Origin of the sequence: Chthoniobacter flavus Ellin428 (genome assembly GCF_000173075.1) — a bacterium.
Lineage (GTDB): Bacteria > Verrucomicrobiota > Verrucomicrobiia > Chthoniobacterales > Chthoniobacteraceae > Chthoniobacter > Chthoniobacter flavus.
Map to the genome: position 1 here is coordinate 47,179 of NZ_ABVL01000002.1, position 14,113 is coordinate 61,291.

Here is a 14,113-nt window from a genome sequence, read left to right on the forward strand (position 1 = left end):
TCGCGTCCATTCGCGGTTTAACCGTAATCTGGAGGCTTCCCTTCCAATTCGCCGGCCTCAAAAGCCAAAACCGGCTTGATTCGTGTCGCCGTCCAGCGACGTTTCCAGCGAATGACGCCAATGTCGCCCGCTCACCGCACGCTGTTCCAGCGTTGCGGAGCCATAATTCTCTTTGTCGGTATCTGCCTCGGCGCCTTGATTTACTGGTCGGCGCCACCCGCGACCGACGGGACGGTGTATGCCGACTCGGCGCTGGCTCCGGACGATTCGCGCCGTTATGCCCACGATACGGAAGTCTACTTCGGCAAGACTGGCGCGCTGGCGGATAAATGGACCCGCACAGTCTCTTCCTGGAGTCAGCCGAAGCCGCTCGCCATCATCGTTATCGTCGTTTCAGGCCTGCTGGCCGGCGGATGTTTTCTGGCAGCACGGAGACCAGAGCTCAAGGGGCGGTGAGCTTGCGGCCGGTGCTGAAGATTTGGAACACGTGAGGGTAGGCGCGGAGATCGAACTGCGGCATGAGGAGTCCGCCGCCGGTGTTGTGCTCGTCGTAATCGCTCTGGCCGCCGCCGGGGCCGGAAAGGAGCGAGGATTGCACCGGGAAATAAGTGGCAATGGTCGGATGGCCTGCGCTGTCCCGTTTGAGTGTGCCGTTTTCGAGCGAGTCGAACTCAAAAGCAAGCGTGCCGTCGTGCATCAGCTTGCGGGAACCGGGAGTGACCAGCAGGAAAAAGTGGCCGTGATCCGCAGCGAGACTGGAGCCATCCAGCCAACTGTAGCCGAGCGCTTTCGCATCGTCGCGCGTGACCAGCGTGTGCACGAATTCCCAGGTCCTGGCATGGTCGCGAGAGCGCAGGAGCACGATCTTGTCCGGGCCGAGAAACCACATCGCTCCGAGACTCAGGTAGAGGCTGCCGTCGTGGCAGAGCGAACCCATCTCCGAATAAGTCACCTGATGGCTCAGATCGGGACTCAGCGCGTTGACATCGACTTGCGTGTGATGATACGGCGCCGGTGGATTCCGGCCGGCGCCGAAGAGCGGCACCTCTTCCGACCAAGGCCCCGCCGGGTCGTGCGCCGTGCGCATCGCGATCCAACCGTAGGCAAACATCCGGTCCTTTTGCGGGCTCCAGAAATATTTGTGCACGAAGAGCTTCCAGTCGCCTTCCGGGGCGCCATCGTCGCGGACCAAGGTGGAAACCTCGTAGCGCCAGACGCCGTCCAGCTTTCGGCCATCGCCGAGATCGAGCGTGCCATCGGCTGAGGTATTGATGCGACCGACGTAGGTCCAGGTGCGGCCGTGATCAGTCGTGCGCGCCAGGCAGGTGTGCACGTATTTGCCAGCCGGCCTGTAATTGCCGGTGACGGATGAATAGAGCAGCCAACCGACGGAGCCATCGCGGCTGTATTCGATGCTCGGGTCGTAGATGCCGTAACTGTCGGGCTCGACGGGCGCGCCCTCGATGATCAACAGTCGATAGCTGGTTTCGCCTTGCTGCTGCTTGAGCGGCGCGACGGGACCTTTGGCCGGGTTTGGCTCGGTAATGCGGAAGTAGAGGAAGATTCCGACAACGATCAGCGCGAGCCCGCCGACGAGCCAAAGGCATGTGCGGATGAGTTTACGTCCCATGTTCGGCGGCTTTCATCCGCGGGCAATGTTGGGGGGATGCGCGGCGAATGTGTCAGGGCTTCTTCTTGCCGTCGCGCAGCTCGCTGATGAGTTGATCCAGTTGGCGTTCGGCCTCCAAGGGTTTGCCCTGTTGCACGAGCTGCTGGATGGCGCCGACCTGTTTCACGATCCCATCCGGGGGCGCGCCCCCAGCAGCCTTCTCCTCGACCGCAGCCTTGAGTTGCTGGAATTTCTTTTGCAGCCGCTCGGGAAGGCCTTCTCGTGGATCGTTGGCGGCCGCCTGCTGTGGCATTTGCGCGCGCAGTTGGCGGGCCTTATCGACCTGCTCGGGGGTGAGCTTGCTGCGCAGGGTCAACATGAGGTGGACTTGCAGGAGCTTCATCTCATTTTCCTGGGTCAGCATCGCCCGAAGCTTATCCTCGGTTAGGGCAACATCGGGCTTCGCCTGATGGAGCGCTTCCTGAAAGGCCTTGGCGCGATCTTCGAGCTGCCCTTTGAGGTTTTCGAACTTTGGCTGCACATCCTGGACGATCGCCTGGATATCCTGGAGCTGGGATTCATTTAGGCCCGAGCGTTTCGCGCTGGTTCAGGAGGAAGTCGGGTGGGAAGAGTTCGCTTTCGAGCGGATTTTCGGCTGACGCGGAATGCAGGACCGCGAGCAGGGCGGCGGTGAGGAGGGATAGGGCGGTTTTCATGGTTGGTCGAGGTGCTGGATGGGTGGGATGAGGAAGTCGGTCGGCGATTGCCAGGCGGAGAGATCGTGTTGCGCCGCCATGGTCTTTTGCAGAGCGGCGTCGATGGCATCGAGTTGTTGCGCAAGGAGCTCGGGCTGCCGCTGGCGTGGCGCCGGATGGGGATGTGTGTGCTGCCATGCTGCGATCGCCAGGGCGAGCGCCACCACGCTCCCCGACACCCAGCCCCACCACAGCGTCGACCTTTCGGACTGACCGCCCGGCGGCGTTTCGAGACTGCGCGTGCGCATGGCGTGGAACGAAGGCGCGTTTTGGCGGTCCACCTTGCGCTGGCGGGTGAAACGGCTATCCAGTTCGTCGTCTGGCATCGGCTCATTCATGGATGGCTCTCCGGGCTTGAAGAAATTCGCGCAACCGCTTTTTCCCTCGGTCGTAATGCTGGCGGGCAGATCCGATGGAGACCTGCATCACCTCGGCTGCTTCGCTGAGGCTCAAGCGTTGATAGAAAGTGAGGTGCAGCACTTCGCGCTGGCGCTCGGAAAGTTCGCGCAAGGCGGCGGCCAGTGCCTGCAATTCGAAATCGTCCGCGGCCGGTTCCGCCACTGTTTCCTGCGCATCGGGTTGGGCGCGCCAGCGGTCCAAAAAGGCCAGCCACCGGCGGGAGCGGCGCGCTTCCTCGAGCGCGGTAAAGCGGATCACGCCAAACCACCAGGTCTTGAAAGAGGAACGCCCGTCGAACCGCACCGTCCCGCGCAAGGCCTTGGCATACGCCGCCTGCAACACATCCTGGCCTCGATGCCAATTGCCCACGGCGCAACTCACCGCCCACCCGAAGGCGTCGGGATGCAGGGTTTCGAGTTGGGAGAGGATCTCGGCGTGGTCCATTTTTCATGGGCGTGAGTGAGTGACACGCGGAGGCTGTTTGTATGACAGATTTATCGGCAGAACATCCAACGGCCAATAACCAACGACGCAAGCGCGCTACGGTAGCGTCTCTTCCATTGGATGTTCGATGTTGGGTGTTGGGTGTTGGATGTTCCGCCTTTCCTCCCTTTGAGACTTGCCGGAATGCTTCAGGAGCGCTTTGGTATCGACCCTCTTTTTTCCCATGAAAGTCTCACTAAACTGGCTCCGCGAACTCGTTGAACTCCCCGCGACGGTGCCCCAACTCGTCGATCTCCTCACGCTGGCAGGCGTGGAAGTGGAAGGCGTGGAAACGCACGGGGTGAATATCCCGAATGTCGTCGTGGCGCAGATTCGCGAAAGCGTGCAGCACCCGAATGCCGATCGCTTGAGCGTGTGCCAGGTGGATGATGGCAGCGGTACCCCGCGGCAGATCGTCTGCGGAGCGAAAAATTACAAGGTGGGCGACAAGGTGCCGCTGGCCCTGCCCGGCGCCGTGCTGGGACCGGATTTCAAGATCAAGGTCGGCAAACTGCGCGGCGTGGAATCGCAGGGCATGATGTGCAGCGCTGAAGAACTCGGGATGCCCAAGGGAGAAGATGGCCTGCTGATCCTGTCTCCCGAGGCGAAGGTCGGCGCACCGCTCTCCGAGCTTTTCCCGGGAGATACCGTGCTCGATCTCGAAATCACGCCGAATCGGGCCGACCTGCTCAGCCACGTGGGGCATCGCGCGGGAGATCGCGGCGCTGACTGGCAAGACCTTCACCGTGCCACGGAGCACCGTGAAGCCGGAAGGCTTCGGCACGAATGCGGTCAATGTGGAACCCGCCGGCTGCCAACTCTACACCGCACTGGAAATTTCCAATGTGCAGGTGAGGCCGAGTCCGGATTGGCTGCGCCGCAAGCTCGAGTCCGTCGGCCTGCGCCCGATCAATAACATCGTCGATATCACCAATTACGTGATGTTCGAGCTCGGTCAGCCGCTGCACGCTTTCGACGCCGATCGCCTCGATGGCGACATTCGCGTGCGCGTCGGTGCGGAGGGCGAAGAATTCGTCGCGCTCGACGGCAAGACCTACAAGCTCTCGCCGCAGCACATCGTCATCGCCGATGAAAAGCGCGCGCTCGCGCTCGGTGGTGTGATGGGCGGCGAAGGCAGTGGCGTGACCGAGACCACCCACAATATCATCCTCGAAAGCGCGCATTTCGATGGGCCAACGATCCGCCGCACTTCGCGGACTCTCGGACTGGCCAGCGACTCCAGCTATCGCTTCGAGCGAGGCGTGGATATCGACGGCGTGATTCTCGCCTCACAACGTGCGGCCGGGCTCATTCTCGAGATCGCCGGCGGCACGATTGGCGACCTCGGCATCGGCCACGGTCCCGACTCGCGCGTGGCTTTCGATCCCGCGGCGGTGCTGCACGAAAACGACGGCACCGTCTTCACGCATACGGTGGCCTTGCGTCCGCAGCGGGTCGCCTTGCTCCTCGGTCTGGAGCTTCCGGAAGCGCGGATCGACGCCATTCTCACCGGTTTTGGTTTGCAGAAAGCGGAGGGCGGCTGGGAGATCCCGTCGTTCCGTCCAGACCTGCAGCGCGAGATCGATTTGATCGAGGAAATCGCCCGCGTGGTCGGCATCGAAGCCGTACCCGCGCGAGCGCAGGCGCAATTTGCTCCGGCCTCCGCGACCGATCGTGCCTACGACCGTGCCATGAGCCTGCGCCGCAATCTGGTCGCGCAAGGGTTCGCCGAGGCCCGCACGCTCATGCTCATTGGCGAAGCGATGCCCGGCCTCGGTCTGTTGCACGATCTTCCGGAAAATCGTCGCCGGGTGAAAAATCCGATGAACGACGAGCAGGTCATCCTGCGTCCGGGCCTGCTGCCCGGCTTGCTGCAGGCGTTGCGCGACAACGTGCGGGCGGGCGCGAAGATGGTCCGCTTGTGCGAAGTCGGTCGCGTTTTCTCCGCGCAGGGCGCTGAGGAATCGACGCACCTGGCGCTCGTCATGAGCGGTCCCGGTGCCGAGCGTTCGTGGCGCGCAGGCGAGGGGAGTGAAGTGGATTTCTTCCAGCTCAAGGGCGTGGTCACCGCGCTCCTCGGCGCGCAGACGACTTTCGCCGCGGATGAAAATTCCGCGCTCGCGCTGGCCCTCGCGATTCATGTTGATGGCAAGCCCGTCGGCTTCGCCGGTCAGCTCTGGCCGAAGGATGCGCGGAGTATCGACGCGACCTCGCCGGTGCTCTTCGCGGAGATCGATCTGGGCGCATTGCCCGCGCTCTCGACAGTGAAGAAGTATCGCGAGATTCCCCGCTTTCCGGCGACGGCCCGTGACATCGCCCTCCTCGCGCCGCTCCAACTCGCGCACGCGCAGATCGAGCAGACGCTGCGCGGCGCCAACGAACCGCTCCTCGCCGATGTCGAACTTTTCGACGTTTTCGCCGATCCGAGCGGTGCGCGCATTCCCGCGGACAAAAAATCGCTGGCATATTCGTTGACATATCGCAGCACCGAAAGGACACTCACCGCCGACGAAGTGAACGCGGCGCATACACGGTTGAAGGAGCGCCTGAAAACTGCGCTCGCTGTGACGCTCCGCGAATGATCTTTCCCAATTTTTAGCAGAGTCAGTGCAGAGCGATGGCCCGTTTCCAAGGGTTGTTGTTCTACCAGATTCTTTGCCGCTTTGCCCTGCTGTGTTCGACCAAAGGGTGGAAATCCCGATCCGGTAATTAACATATGCTCAGGAGGCCGGGGTGGGCGAGTTTAGGTCATGCCTTTTTAGGAAGACCGAAGCCCGTCCCAGGTCATCCGCCCGTTAACCTTAGGGGGAACGTGGAACTCCGTCTCGACGGCATGAGTGGGGCATCCTCTGAAGGCGCTCCGGAAAGGCGACTGCTGATTGTCGCTCCGGAGCGCTTTCAATTTTTTCGCATCACTGCTTGATCGCCGGCGTGCTCTTGAGTTGGTCCGGCAGTGTCGCCAGCTTCGCGCGCTGGCGGCAGCAATTCCGTTCGCTGCTCGGAAAAGTCGTCGATCTGCTTCTTCAAGTCATCGGCGTGTGGATCGTCGCCTGCCTTGCTCAGCACGGCTTTGTGCGCGTCGATCTTCTCCTGCCAGGCCGGCGATTCACGGTCGAGTTCGGCGAGTTTCGAGGCGATCGAAGTGCGCAGGTCAAACTCCTGTGCGCCCGGTCCCGCTGAGCGGTCCGAAGCGAGAATGGCCGCCAGTTGCTTTTCCTTGCTGGCCACGAAATTGCGCAATTCCTCGTTGTATTGACGGCGCGCTGCGACCTGCTGGCGCAGGCCGGAGATTTGCGAATCCAAAGCGCTCGGCTTGGTCGATGCCGCGGCAGCGTCTGGCTTTGCGGCCCCCGTCGGCGCAGCGGCGGATGGATTGGCGGCGGGCTCCGTCCCAGTGGTGGCAGCGCCGGACTTCCGCGTCACGGGCTGTTGAGCGTTGGGATCGGTGTGGGTGAGCTTGACGTCGCCGCAGGCAGCGAGCGAACCCATGAAGACCGCGGTCCAGAACGCTTGCGTGAGCCGGGAGAAGGATCGAGAGGTCATTTTCGCGTGAGACGGTTTTGCTCGAAGAGAACGGAACGGGCGAGCGAAATATGCGCCGTGTTGCCGGCGCACCATTATTGGATGTCGGGTAGTTCGAACCAAAAAGTGCTGCCTTTGCCCATGGCGCTGACCACCCCGATGGCGCCACCGTGGGCCTCGATCACCAACCGGCAAAAGGTCAAACCAAGACCGGTTCCCGTGCGCGTCGTTGCGCATTCGACCTGGCCGAACTTCTCGAAAATCCGACGATGATATTCGGGAGAGATGCCGGGCCCATTGTCGATGACACTGACCCGGACGCGATCGTTCCGGCGCTCCAGGCGAACGCGGATCTCTCCTGCCGGTTTGGTGAACTTGAGGGCGTTGCCGAGCAGATTTTGCAGGACCCGAAAGATCAGGTCGCGGTCAATCGACAGCCGCAGGTTTTCGCTCTCCGGCTCGATCAAGACGCGCCGTTTGCCGCCGATACCCGCCAGCATATCGGCGGCCTCGCGGGCCAGGGCGACGAGGTCGCAATCGCACCGATGCAGTTGTAATTCACCCGCCTCGATCTTGCTCACGTCGAGCAGCGAATTGATCATCGAAAGGATCTGATCGAGCGACCCCTGGGAAAGTTCGATCATCTTCTGGATCTCCGGCGACAGCTTGTCGGCTTCGAGGGCGAGAAGTTCATAGGTGCCAAAGATCCCCGTCAATGGCGAGCGAAGGTCATGCACGATCATCTGGGTGAGATTGTCGCGCAATTCCTGCAGACGTCGCAGTTCCTCGTTGTTCCGCTGCAATTCCCGGTTGCGCACCGCGAGGTCGAGCTGCAGCCGGCGCAACTTGAGGTGCGCGGCCACGCGGGCATCGACCTCCTCGAATTGAAACGGCTTGGTGATGTAATCCAGTCCACCCACGCCGAAGGCGAGCACCTTGTCCATCGTCTCGTTGAGCGCGCTGATGAACAGCACCGGCACATCGCGCGTCCGCTCGTCCCGCTTGAGTTGCGTGCAGACTTCGTAGCCGTCCAATTCCGGCATGTTGATATCGAGCAGGATGAGATCGGGAGGCGCATTCTTCGCGGCCAGGAGAGCCAGCTTGCCGCTGGGAACGGGCCGCACTTTGTAGCCCCGTTCCTTCAGCATCCCCGTCAGCAGTTGCAAGTTCGCCGGTGTGTCGTCCACCACGAGGATGTCAGGCGCGTCAGCTGGCAACGAATCCTCATTCATGTCTCTACGTTTTGCGGTTCGAGTACCGAAAGCAAGCTCTGATAGTCAAAGCGTTCAACCCACCCGCGAAGTTCGGCGGCCACGTCCGATGCCGCCGGTCCCGCCTCGCCGAGGAGGGCGAGCATCTGGTCGAAATCGGCGCGCACCGCCGCGGCACGCAGCCGGGAGCGGAGCTCGGCCGGCAGGGCGTTTTCCACCTGCTCGCGGGAAAGGCGAATGCTCCCATTCGGCGCTGTAGCTTCTGCATCTTCTGCATGGACGAACCCGGCGCCGGTTAGCCGTCCAATCTTTTCAAATAACTCCGCTTCCCGGAATGGCTTGCCCAGAAAGTCATCGCTCCCCGCGTCGATGACTTCGCGGCGATTTTCCTCAAAAGCGCTGGCCGTGATTGTAATGATGGCCACTTCCTTGCCGTCAGATAGCGCGCGCATTTGGCGAATCGCCTCGTCGCCGCTGAGGACAGGCATCCGCAGGTCGATGAGCACCAGCCGGGGCCGCCACGCGGCAAACACTTTCACTGCCTGGGCCCCATCCGCGACGGAGCGCGTGCGGAAGCCGAGCGGCTGGAGCAGTTGTTCAAGAAAGAGGCGATTCTCCGCTTTATCATCCGCGATGAGGACCCGCATTCCGTCGCTGGCCGCATCCAAGTGGAGCACCCGCCGCTGGTCGGCACGAGCGCGGACCGCTGCGGCTTCGCCCTCCTCGACCTGCACTTCGACAGAAAACGTCGTCCCACGTCCCCGAATGCTCTCCACGCCGATGTCTCCTCCCATGAGCCGGGCAAACCTCCGGCTGATGGCCAGTCCGAGCCCCGTGCCGCCGCCGGTCCGCAGCCCGCTTTCGGTTTGCTCAAACTCGCGGAAAAGCCGTGGCATGTCTTCGTCCGCGATTCCCGGCCCGGTATCCTCGACTTCAGCGTGCAGCCGCAGCGATTGCCCGCCGATCGGCGTGGCCTTCACTCGTACCGCGATCCCGCCTTGCTCGGTGAATTTCGCCGCGTTGCCGATGAGATTGGTAAAAATCTGCCGCAGCTTGCCTTCGTCCGCCTTCACGTATTGCGGGAGGTCGGTCGCACGCTCGATGGAAAAATGCAGGCGTCGCGCATCTGTGCGCAGGCGGAACATCCGGTCCAGGTCATCGAGCAGCGCATGCAGGTCGAAGTTGCTGGAATGCACCGTCACGCGCCCGGCTTCGATTTTCGACATTTCCAGGACGTCATTGATCAAAGTCAGAAGATGTTCGCCGCTACGATTGATGGTATCGAGATTCTGCCGTTGCACTGCCGTCAGCGCGGTGTCGCGCAAGAGGAGCTGGGAAAAGCCGAGGATCGCATTCATCGGCGTGCGGATCTCGTGCGACATATTCGCCAGGAAGGCGCTCTTGGCCTGGTTGGCCGCCTCGGCGGCGCTCTTTGCCACGGCGAGTTGCTCCTCGAGCGACTTGCGTTCCGTGATGTCCATGATGCTGCCGTTCCACAAGGTGCTCCCGTCCGGGCGCCGTTGCGGCTCGGACTCCGCTCGAATCCACCAACGCCGTCCATCCGGCTGCTGAATGCGCAGGTCCTGTTCGTAGCGAGTCATTCGCTCGGCGGACTCGTTGGCCTGCACGACGAGTGCGGTCAGGTCGTCCGGATGAATCACCGCCCAAACGGTCTCGACATCGCGCACGGCGTCCGCGCTGCTCACTCCCAGCATGTCCCCCATCCCTTCGCTGCAAAACTCGAAGGCGAATGAGCCGTCGGTGCGACGAACGAATTGATAGACCGCGCCGGGGATACGATTGGTCACTTCTCGCAAGCGGCGTTCGGCCTGCTCCAGTTCGGACGTGCGGCGGCGGACCGTTTCCTCGAGCTGCTCTTCGTTGCGCCGCAACTCCTGCTCGGCACGCCGTCGGTCGGTGATGTCGATCCCGAAAGAAACGGTCCCGACTTCCTCCCCGCCTTCACGGATCACGCCGTTTTGCCAGACGATGAAGCGCTCTTCGCCGGACTTGGTCAGAATCGGATTCTCATAGCGCGGTCGCAGCCCGGGGGACTCCGGCCCGATCGCCGCCACCACTTCCGGAAAGCGATCGCGCGGAACGAGGGTTTCCCAGCAATTCCGGCCCTTCAGCTCCTCGAAAGTGTAGCCGGTGATTTCCTCCGCCGCGCGGTTGAAGATGGTGAAGTTGCCCGCCTTGTCGAGACCCACGACCATCGCATTGGTCGTCTGGATCAGTTCCTCGGCGAATTCCTTGGCGCTGCGGATCGTTTGTTCGGACTGCCGGCGTTGGGTGATGTCGGTGTGTGTGCCGACCATGCGGGTGGGGGCGCCTTTTTCATCGCGCGTGACGACCTGGCCGCGGGCCAGAATCCAGCGGTAACTCCCGTCTTTCGCCCGGACGCGATGCTCGACCTTGTAATCCGGCGTCTCGCCGCGCAAATGCTGCTGGACCGCGTCGAGCGTCCGGTCGAGGTCGTCGGGATGCACCCGGCTGGTCCATTCGTCGAGCCGGTTGGCCAATTCCTCATCGGTGAAGCCGAGCATCGTCTTCCAGCGTTGGGAGAAGAATACTTCGTTGGTCTTCACGTTCCAATCCCATACGCCGTCGCGGCTTCCCTCGAGGGCGAAGTTCCACCGTTCCTCGGTCTCCCGGAGCACCGCTTCCGTTTGTTTGCGCTGCGCGACCTCCCGGGAAAGTCGCCGGTTGGCCATGAGCAGAGTGAGCACCACGCTGCCGATCAGGATCGGCAGCGCATAGATGAGCACGCGCTCCCAGGAGAGGCCTTCGCTGCGCATGACGATCCATTTGTGATGGATCGCGGCATGTTCCTCGGGGGTGATGGTCGCGATGGCCTTGTTGAGCAAGGCGACGGCTTCGGGCCAGTCTTTGCGCACTGCAATGCGAAAGGGAAATTGGTAAGGCGATTCGCCGGCGACTTTCAGGTTGCGGATACCGAGCCGGTCGATGGCTTGCGTCGCGGAAGCGAGATCGCCCACATAGGCGTCGGCATCGCCGAGGGCGACTGCTGAGATCGCACCTCCGACATCCTCCCGCGGCAGCAGCGTGATTTCCGGGTGATCCTTGACCAGCAATTCGTGAATGGGCCAATCGCGGGCCACGGTGGTTCGTTTGCCGGCCAGGTCGGCGAGTGTTTTGATCTGCCGATTGTCCACCCGCGTGATGATGGCGGGTGGAAGCACGATCAGCGGTTCGGTGAAGAGCAGGAAGACGTCGCGATCCGGGGTCTCGGCCGTGAGCAGCGAAATGTCGCACTCGTGGTGGCGCAATTGTTCGAGGCTGACCGGCCAGGAATCCGCCCGAACCGGCTCCAGCCGGATGCCAAGGCGGCTTTCGAGGATCGCCCGGTAATCGGCACCGATGCCGCGGAAAGTGCCCTTGTCATCGATCCATTGGAAGGGCGGCGCCGGTTCCCCCGCGATGCGCCACACCGGGTGCGCGTGCAGGAAGGCCTGCTCCGCCGGAGAGAGATTGAGTGCCGGCGCAGGCGCGGCGTGAACCGACACCGCAAGCACCAGCAGAGCGAGGAGAAGAAGCAATCGTGGCATGACGGTAAACAAGCAGCGCGACACCTGGATCATAGGCAATGCTGCTGGCAAAGTCATACCTGGATCATTTTAGTCCCTTCGCTAAGGAGCAGCTACGCGCAGAAAGGGAACTTCGAGCAGCGATTCGATCCCCGGTGTGAGGGCGATCTCTCGTTTGGAAGCGACAAAGGAAAGCGTTTCCCGGGCACTCCACCCGCGAGTGCGCATGAGGTGTGCGACTACAACGATGACCGAGCGACTGCGTCCTGCGTGGCATTGCACCAGAAGCTTGGGATGGAGCCTGGAGAGACGCCCAACGCTCTCAACCGCCCGGCGAAAGATGTCCGGATTATTGCCTGGCCCATCCTGCAAATCGTAGGTATCCAAGGCGTCCAGTTGGATGGATTCCGGCCTGACTCCACGCCACTTGCCGTTCAGACAAAGCATGGACCGAATATCGTTGGCACGGCGCAATTCCTCGTTTTCAGCGTCCAGATAGTTGCCGATGGCGATGCTTTCCGTGATCCAGTCCATACCGCCGCTGAGTAAACTACACTTCCGTCTCCGAACGCAAGGCGATGCAGTTGCCCTCGGAATCCAGCACTTCCGCGCGAAAGCCGTAGGGGTCGATCGAATGGATATCGCTCTGCACCTTGCCGCCGTTGGCTCGCACCGCCTCGACGGCGGTTTTGAGTCGGCCATTTACGCTTAGGTAAATCATCACGCCACCGGCCGAAGGCTTGAAATCCTTCGCCACGCACACGCATCCCATCTGCCCGCCATCCTCGGCGGGCAACCATCCGAGTGGGATATCCCCGACGGTCTCTTTCTTCACCGGCGCGCCGAGCACCGCGGAATAAAATTGGATGGCCCGATCGAGATCGAGCGCGGGAATGTCGTACCAGACGATGTTGGGTTTCATTGAATTGAAGATGGGAAAATTTCTTACGAAGTACGCGCGGCTCGCCCAGCAACATAGTCGTCAAAGATCCGACGATAACGTTCGACCAGTTCAGAGCCATGCCGTCGTCCCAAGCGCTCGATGCCCTGCCAGAATTTGTGTTCGTCGAAGTTTTCGAAGCGCCAGACCGAGAACAGGGCGAGGTTATGAAAGTAGTCCGCGAGCGCTTGGTTGAGCCGCAGTCGGGAAGTAGCCCGCCGCCATGCGAGCGGATTCCATCCGATTGTTTCCGTCCGGCCGGCACGCAGGTGAAGAAACACCGTGTAGAGCAAGTGCCGATAAGCTTCCTGACGTTCTGCATCCATAGGGGCTTTGGATACGTTGGCAGGAAGCCGACGAGACCGCCATCGCGTTTTCCCTGGCTCGACCGTCGTAAAATTATGCGCGAACGCAAAATTCCCTTCGCACCTCTCGCGATAATGCGCATGATGGGCGGTCACAATTAATGCGCGCTATTCTTGCACTTGAAGACGGCCGGTACTTTGTCGGCGAATCCTTTGGCTCTCCGGTTTCGGCGGTCGGGGAAGTGTGTTTTAACACTTCCATGACCGGCTACCAGGAGGTGCTCACCGATCCTTCGTATCGTGGCCAGATCGTGGCCATGACGGCGCCGCAGATCGGCAATTACGGCGTGAATAACCTCGACGACGAGAGCGCGGCGGTGCATGTGCGCGGATTTGTGATCGAGGAATTGAGCCCCGTGGCCAGCAGCTGGCGCTCGCGCGGCACGCTCGACGAGTATTTGAAGAAATGGGAGGTGCCGGGCATTCAGGGGATCGACACCCGGGCGCTGACCAAGCATCTGCGCTCGCGTGGCGCAATGCAGGGCTGCCTCACCACGGACAACATCACGCCCGAGGAAGCCGTGGCCCGCGCCAAGGCCGCACCGCCGATGGCGGGTTCGGATTTCGTGAAGGAAGTGACGCCCGAAGCGCCGTACGCCTGGGATCCCGAGGATCGCGAGAGCCGGGCGTGGACCATCGTGAAGGGGGATGGCGCGGCGACGGAAGTCACGGAAAACGGCGAAGTCTTCGAAAAGTTGCCGCCGGTCAAGCATCGCATCGTGGCCTACGATTTCGGTATGAAGCGAAATATCCTGCGGCGCTTGCGGCAGGAAGGCTTCCAGGTGCAGGTCGTGCCGGCCGATACCAAGGCGGCCGATGTGCTGGCGATGAAGCCGGAAGGCGTTTTCCTTTCCAATGGCCCCGGCGATCCCGCGGCGCTGACCTACGTGCATGAGAACCTGCGCGGGCTCATGGGCAGGACGCCGATCTTCGGCATCTGCCTCGGGCACCAGATGCTCGGCTACGCCTTCGGCGGCAAGACCTTCAAGCTGAAGTTCGGTCACCGCGGCGGCAACCAACCGGTGCAGGATGTGGCCACGGGTAAGGTGACCATTACTTCGCAAAACCACGGATTTGCCGTGGATGCGGATTCGCTCCCCGGCGAGGTGGAGGTCTCGCACATTAATCTGAACGACCACACCGTGGAAGGCCTGCGGCACAAGTCGCTGCCCATTTTCAGCGTCCAATACCACCCCGAGGCCGCCCCGGGGCCGAACGACGCCGGCTATTTTTTCAGAGAGTTTGCCAAACTCATTGAAACCTCCCAGCCGGGCCGTTAGT

The 14,113-nt window shown here is 61.9% G+C and carries 14 protein-coding genes, 1 other RNA gene and 1 pseudogene; 5 read left to right on the top strand and 11 right to left on the bottom strand.

The features are described from left to right. Positions 1–120: 120 nt before the first annotated feature. A complete protein-coding gene (locus CFE428DRAFT_RS03055; protein WP_006977959.1) occupies positions 121–456 on the top strand; it encodes a hypothetical protein in 336 nt (111 codons plus the stop codon). On the opposite strand, the gene CFE428DRAFT_RS03060 is transcribed toward CFE428DRAFT_RS03055, so the two are convergent. Genes CFE428DRAFT_RS03060 through CFE428DRAFT_RS03075 form a run of 5 tightly spaced genes read right to left on the bottom strand, consistent with a single transcriptional unit; the run spans position 443 to position 3,207 of the window. Beyond that, on the bottom strand, positions 443–1,630 hold the full coding sequence (locus CFE428DRAFT_RS03060; protein ID WP_006977960.1) for a hypothetical protein: 1,188 nt from the start codon (positions 1,628–1,630) through the stop codon (positions 443–445). The two genes, CFE428DRAFT_RS03055 and CFE428DRAFT_RS03060, sit on opposite strands and share 14 nt — an antisense overlap. Before the next feature lie 52 nt (positions 1,631–1,682). After that, a complete protein-coding gene (locus CFE428DRAFT_RS03065) occupies positions 1,683–2,150 on the bottom strand; it encodes a hypothetical protein (protein WP_006977961.1) in 468 nt (155 codons plus the stop codon). A gap of 37 nt (positions 2,151–2,187) precedes the next feature. Then, positions 2,188–2,325, bottom strand: coding sequence for a hypothetical protein (locus CFE428DRAFT_RS36915; protein WP_006977962.1), 138 nt, complete (start codon positions 2,323–2,325; stop codon positions 2,188–2,190). Continuing rightward, a complete protein-coding gene (locus CFE428DRAFT_RS03070) occupies positions 2,322–2,690 on the bottom strand; it encodes a hypothetical protein (protein ID WP_131989047.1) in 369 nt (122 codons plus the stop codon). The genes CFE428DRAFT_RS36915 and CFE428DRAFT_RS03070 overlap by 4 nt, the downstream gene beginning before the upstream one ends. Before the next feature lie 4 nt (positions 2,691–2,694). Further along, entirely contained in the window at positions 2,695–3,207 is a 513-nt protein-coding gene (locus CFE428DRAFT_RS03075) for an RNA polymerase sigma factor (RefSeq protein ID WP_006977964.1), read from the bottom strand. Between the two features lie 223 nt (positions 3,208–3,430). Between CFE428DRAFT_RS03075 and ytpR the strand changes: the two are divergent. The 3 genes and pseudogenes from ytpR to ssrS form a co-directional block, all read left to right on the top strand. Beyond that, a pseudogene (gene ytpR, locus CFE428DRAFT_RS39495) lies at positions 3,431–3,808 on the top strand (YtpR family tRNA-binding protein); the annotation flags it as partial. A 184-nt stretch (positions 3,809–3,992) separates the two neighbouring features. Further along, complete coding sequence (gene pheT / locus CFE428DRAFT_RS03080) at positions 3,993–5,828, top strand: phenylalanine--tRNA ligase subunit beta (protein WP_237705429.1); 1,836 nt, start codon at positions 3,993–3,995, stop codon at positions 5,826–5,828. Positions 5,829–5,908: 80 nt separating this feature from the next. Further along, positions 5,909–6,094, top strand: a non-coding RNA gene (gene ssrS, locus CFE428DRAFT_RS34945) — 6S RNA. Positions 6,095–6,144: 50 nt separating this feature from the next. On the opposite strand, the gene CFE428DRAFT_RS03085 is transcribed toward ssrS, so the two are convergent. From CFE428DRAFT_RS03085 to CFE428DRAFT_RS03110, 6 genes are all read right to left on the bottom strand, one after another. Further along, on the bottom strand, positions 6,145–6,789 hold the full coding sequence (locus CFE428DRAFT_RS03085) for a hypothetical protein (protein ID WP_006977967.1): 645 nt from the start codon (positions 6,787–6,789) through the stop codon (positions 6,145–6,147). Positions 6,790–6,863: 74 nt separating this feature from the next. Next, positions 6,864–8,000 (bottom strand): hybrid sensor histidine kinase/response regulator, encoded by a 1,137-nt coding sequence (locus CFE428DRAFT_RS03090; RefSeq protein WP_006977968.1) that lies wholly within the window; start codon positions 7,998–8,000, stop codon positions 6,864–6,866. Further along, on the bottom strand, positions 7,997–11,548 hold the full coding sequence (locus CFE428DRAFT_RS32855; RefSeq protein WP_162145224.1) for a PAS domain S-box protein: 3,552 nt from the start codon (positions 11,546–11,548) through the stop codon (positions 7,997–7,999). The genes CFE428DRAFT_RS03090 and CFE428DRAFT_RS32855 overlap by 4 nt, the downstream gene beginning before the upstream one ends. Positions 11,549–11,629: 81 nt before the next feature. Continuing rightward, positions 11,630–12,061, bottom strand: a complete 432-nt coding sequence (locus CFE428DRAFT_RS03100; protein ID WP_006977970.1) for a dual specificity protein phosphatase family protein — start codon at positions 12,059–12,061, stop codon at positions 11,630–11,632. A 16-nt stretch (positions 12,062–12,077) separates the two neighbouring features. Then, positions 12,078–12,449: a VOC family protein gene (locus CFE428DRAFT_RS03105; RefSeq protein ID WP_006977971.1), complete on the bottom strand. Its 372-nt coding sequence runs from the start codon at positions 12,447–12,449 to the stop codon at positions 12,078–12,080. A 23-nt stretch (positions 12,450–12,472) separates the two neighbouring features. Then, positions 12,473–12,793, bottom strand: coding sequence for a hypothetical protein (locus CFE428DRAFT_RS03110; protein ID WP_006977972.1), 321 nt, complete (start codon positions 12,791–12,793; stop codon positions 12,473–12,475). Positions 12,794–12,933: 140 nt separating this feature from the next. On the opposite strand from CFE428DRAFT_RS03110, the gene carA reads away from it, so the two are divergent. Beyond that, positions 12,934–14,112 (top strand): glutamine-hydrolyzing carbamoyl-phosphate synthase small subunit, encoded by a 1,179-nt coding sequence (carA, locus tag CFE428DRAFT_RS03115; protein ID WP_042724329.1) that lies wholly within the window; start codon positions 12,934–12,936, stop codon positions 14,110–14,112. The last annotated feature ends 1 nt before the right edge of the window (position 14,113 follow it).

Bases quoted from the DNA above. Each gene is read 5' to 3' on its own strand.
- CFE428DRAFT_RS03060 (WP_006977960.1), bottom strand. From the start codon at position 1,630: ATGGGACGTAAACTCATCCGCACATGCCTTTGGCTCGTCGGCGGGCTC.
- CFE428DRAFT_RS03070 (WP_131989047.1), bottom strand. From the start codon at position 2,690: ATGCCAGACGACGAACTGGATAGCCGTTTCACCCGCCAGCGCAAGGTG.
- CFE428DRAFT_RS03055 (WP_006977959.1), top strand. From the start codon at position 121: ATGTCGCCCGCTCACCGCACGCTGTTCCAGCGTTGCGGAGCCATAATT.
- CFE428DRAFT_RS03075 (WP_006977964.1), bottom strand. From the start codon at position 3,207: ATGGACCACGCCGAGATCCTCTCCCAACTCGAAACCCTGCATCCCGAC.
- CFE428DRAFT_RS03090 (WP_006977968.1), bottom strand. From the start codon at position 8,000: ATGAATGAGGATTCGTTGCCAGCTGACGCGCCTGACATCCTCGTGGTG.
- carA (WP_042724329.1), top strand. From the start codon at position 12,934: ATGCGCGCTATTCTTGCACTTGAAGACGGCCGGTACTTTGTCGGCGAA.
- CFE428DRAFT_RS03105 (WP_006977971.1), bottom strand. From the start codon at position 12,449: ATGAAACCCAACATCGTCTGGTACGACATTCCCGCGCTCGATCTCGAT.
- CFE428DRAFT_RS03085 (WP_006977967.1), bottom strand. From the start codon at position 6,789: ATGACCTCTCGATCCTTCTCCCGGCTCACGCAAGCGTTCTGGACCGCG.
- CFE428DRAFT_RS03110 (WP_006977972.1), bottom strand. From the start codon at position 12,793: ATGGATGCAGAACGTCAGGAAGCTTATCGGCACTTGCTCTACACGGTG.
- CFE428DRAFT_RS03100 (WP_006977970.1), bottom strand. From the start codon at position 12,061: ATGGACTGGATCACGGAAAGCATCGCCATCGGCAACTATCTGGACGCT.
- CFE428DRAFT_RS32855 (WP_162145224.1), bottom strand. From the start codon at position 11,548: ATGCCACGATTGCTTCTTCTCCTCGCTCTGCTGGTGCTTGCGGTGTCG.
- CFE428DRAFT_RS36915 (WP_006977962.1), bottom strand. From the start codon at position 2,325: ATGAAAACCGCCCTATCCCTCCTCACCGCCGCCCTGCTCGCGGTCCTG.